The sequence below is a fragment of the Protofrankia sp. Cr1 genome (assembly GCF_963555865.1).
Lineage (GTDB): Bacteria > Actinomycetota > Actinomycetes > Frankiales > Frankiaceae > Protofrankia.
The window spans coordinates 28,556-32,387 of record NZ_CAUVXO010000004.1 but is presented as its reverse complement, the minus strand read 5'-3'; the positions used below and the strand labels follow the sequence as shown (position 1 = coordinate 32,387).

Below are 3,832 nucleotides of genomic sequence, written 5' to 3'. Positions count from 1 at the left end.
CACAAGCCGATGCGCAGCCCTGTCCGCAGACCCGGCCCCTTCCCCTCCAGCTGGAATCGGTGACCTACCGTTATCCCGGCGCGTCACGGGACGCCGTCCACGACGTGTCCCTGACCATCTGGCCGGCCGAGTTCGTGGCGATCCTGGGTGCCAACGGATCCGGGAAGTCCACCCTCGCCCGCATCATCGGTGGTTGGAGCCCTACTAGCGGGCGGGTACTGCGGCCCGGTGACTGTGCGCTGGGCCGACCCGGCGGCACATCCATGATCTTCCAGCGGCCGGAGTCACAGGTGCTGGGTGTGCGTGTCCGCGACGACATCGTGTGGGGCCTGGCTGACGGTGGCCGGGCGGTCGATGTCGAGGCGCTGCTGGCGAAGGTCGGGCTCGCCCAGCTCGCCGACCACGAAACCGCGACGTTGTCGGGCGGACAGCTGCAACGGCTGGCGGTCGCCGCCGCACTCGCGCGGGCACCGAGCCTGCTCGTCTCCGACGAGTCCACCGCCATGGTGGACGCTGACGGCCGCCAGCAGCTCACCGAGCTGCTGGCACGCCTTCCCGACGAGGAGGGGGTCGCGGTCGTGCACGTGACCCACCGCCGTACCGAAGCGATGCGGGCACATCGCCGCATCATGCTCGACAGCGGTCGGATGACGCCGGCGGACAGCTCGCCACCCGGCCCGCTGCGCTGTGCACCGGTCGATCCGGGCCCCAACCCGCGCCAACCACGGTTCCCGCCGGGTCCGATCGTGACCGCCGGGGCATCTCCGCTGGTGTGTCTCGACGGTGTCGGACAGGTTTACTCATCCCGATCGCCATGGGCACACCGGGCGCTGACCGACGTATCCTTCCAGCTCGACAGCGGCGAATCGATCATTATCGGTGGTCGTAACGGATCGGGAAAGTCGACGCTCGCGGCCGTCCTCGCCGGTCTGCTCAGTCCGTCGGAAGGCGATGCCCGCATGGCCGGTCGCCCGCTGACCGCCTGCCCCGGCGAGATCGGACTGGCCGTGCAGCACTCCCGCCTTCAGCTGCTGGCGCCCACCGTGGGTGCTGACGTACGCGCCGCGGCCGGGGTGAGCGCCGCCGCCGCCGACGAGGCGCTGGCCGCGGTCGGCCTGGACCCCGTGCTGTTTCGGGACCGGCGGGTGGAGAACCTCTCCGGCGGGCAGATGCGCCGCGCCGCGCTCGCCGGACTCATCGCCCGCCGACCCCGCCTGATGATCCTCGACGAACCACTGGCGGGACTCGACACCCCGTCGAGACACATCCTCGTCAAGGTGCTCGCGGACCTTCGCATCCGCACCGGGCTGACGCTGGTCGTGGTATCCCACGACTTCGAAGGTCTGGCCGAGGTGATAGACCGGATGCTCGTCCTGGACGCCGGACGGGTGGTCCACGACGGCCCATTCTACGGTGACCGGCCACGGTACGTACCAGCAAGCGACCCTGCGGACACCGCCCGCATCGGTTCCCGCATGCTCCCCCAGCCTCGCAGCGCGCCGCTCATCGCTCGTGCGCAGCGTTCGGGGATCATCAGCACCGCGGGTCCCCACGCCGCACCGCTGCCGCTGCCGCTGCCGCTGCCGGATCGGGATCCGGTCCCCGTGGCCGCATCGCCAGCGCAATCCCCATCCCCATCGCCCCCGCAACCATCGCCCTCGCAACCGGCGCCCCCGCAACCCGACGTCCCCGTGCCCGCCACGTCCCGAGCACCGGGTCGGTTCTCCCGGCGACGTTCGGCCGCGCGTGCCCGCCGGACCGAACCCAACCTCCTGCGCTACATCCCCGGCACCAGCCCGGTACACCGGCTCTGGGCGGGGACAAAATTGATCATGATGGCCGCGCTCGGGATGCTCATCGCACTGCGACCGTCGTGGCCGGTGATCGGTCTGATCGCGGGATTCGTCGGGGTGTGCATGGTGATCGCCCGGATCCCGCCGGGCGCGGCACCGAGGCTGCCCCGTTGGTTCTGGTACGGCCTCCTGATCGGCGCCGCGCTCACCATGCAGTCACACGAGGCACCGTTCATGGCGGTCGCGGGAGTGCGGTTGTCACTCGGCGGTCTCCTGGAATGGCTGCGGCTGACGTCGGTCTCCATGACCATGTTCGCCACTGCCGCGCTGCTCGGGTGGACAACGCCGCTGTCGGACGTCGCGCCCGCCCTGGACCGGCTGATGGCGCCCCTGCGCCGGCTGCGGCTGCCGGTCGACGAGTGGGTGGCAACGGTGGCGCTGGCCATCCGCTGCCTGCCTCTGCTGGTTGACGAGATCCGTACGCTGCTCGCGGTCCGCCGGCTACGCGCGGCCGCGGGGCCGGCCCGGCCGCGCCAGCCGGCGGCGTTGGCGCGCCACGCGCGATGCGCGACCGAGCTGCTGTGCACCGCGATAGTCACGTGCCTACGACGGGCCGCGGAGATGACCGACGCGATCACCGCGCGGGGCGGCTTCGGCGCGGTGTCACACCAGCCGGCCCGGCCCCGACGCGCAGACGCCGCCGCGCTCGCGACCATGGTGGGACTGTTCACAGCCGCCCTACTGATCTGAAACCGGCTGATCTGAAACCGGCTCCAGCTGATCACTGCCGGGCGCGCTAACCGAGAAAACCGTTGAGACTGACTTCACGCGTCTCGGGATCCACGTCCGGCCCTTCGGCGAGCAGATCGGTCAATGGACGGGGGCGGCCGGTGAGGAACCCCTGCGCATAGTCCACTCCAAGATCACGTAGTGCCAGCGCCAGCGGTTCACGATCGACCTTCTCGGCAATGGTGTACATACCGAGGCAGCGCGCGACCCGTACCACGGCGTCCACCAGGACGGTGTCGGCCGGCGACGTGTCCACATGCCGCAGGAAATCACCGTCGATCTTCACATTGGTGAATGGAAGGTTGCGCAGGTAGACGAACGAACCCACGCTCGCGCCGAAGTCATCCAAGGTGAACCGGCATCCCGCGTCGGTGAGGGTCTCGGCAAGATGCCGCGCCGCGTCCAGGCTGGTCACCGCGACGCTCTCGGGGATCTCCAGGCCGAGTTGAGATGGATCGACCCGGGCCGCACGCAGCGCCGACAGGACGAACTGACCGAATTCGGGATCCGCGACGGACTGGCCGGAGATGTTCATGTGCAGGCGGAGCCGCTCCCGGCGAGCGGTGGCGGAGGCGAGTGCGGCCACCGCCTGCGCCAGCACCCAGCGGTCCAGGCTCAGCATGAGATCGCTGTCGGCGAGTGCGCCCATGAATTCGGCCGGCGCCAGATCCGGTTGTCGACCGTCACGAAGCCGCAACAGAAGCTCGTATCCCTGCACCTGGCGGGATGACAGGTCCACGACGGGCTGCGCGTCCAACGCCATCAGACCCCCGTCAAGGGCGTCGCGTACCCGCTGCACCATCGAGATCCGCCGGGCAACGTGCTCATAGCGCTCCGGGGTGAACAGTCGCGCACAGCCGCGTCCGGCATCCTTGGCTTCGTACAACGCAAGGTGGGCACGAGCCAGTGCCATGTCGCTGTCGGTCGCAGATGACAGCGACACAACGCCGACGCTGACGGTGATACGGATCGTCACGCCATCGACGATGATCGTGTGCCGGGCAACCTTCTCGCACAGGGCGTTCGCGACGCCCAGTCCGTCCGGGCCGTTGTCGGACTCCAGAACCACGGCGAACTCGTCGCCGCCGAGCCGCCCGAGAACCGCGCCGGGCAGGGTCTTGGCCAGCAGCTGGGCGAGAGCCCCCATCACCGCGTCGCCGACGGCATGGCCGCGCATGTCGTTGACGTCCTTGAAATCGTCCACGTCGACGAGTAGCAGGGTCCCGGCCTGCGCCGGCGCCTTCGGCGCT

The 3,832-nt window shown here is 69.8% G+C and carries 2 protein-coding genes; one reads left to right on the top strand and one right to left on the bottom strand.

Features of this window, described 5'->3' with window-relative positions; all coding sequences use genetic code 11:
* Positions 1-2,543, top strand: a 2,543-nt coding sequence (locus U9980_RS01240; protein WP_322766316.1) for an ATP-binding cassette domain-containing protein, incomplete at its 5' end; no start/stop codon positions are given.
* 46 nt (positions 2,544-2,589) lie between these two features.
* Here the strand turns inward: U9980_RS01240 and U9980_RS01235 are convergent.
* A partial coding sequence (locus tag U9980_RS01235) for a bifunctional diguanylate cyclase/phosphodiesterase (protein ID WP_322766315.1) occupies positions 2,590-3,832 on the bottom strand: 1,243 nt, incomplete at its 5' end.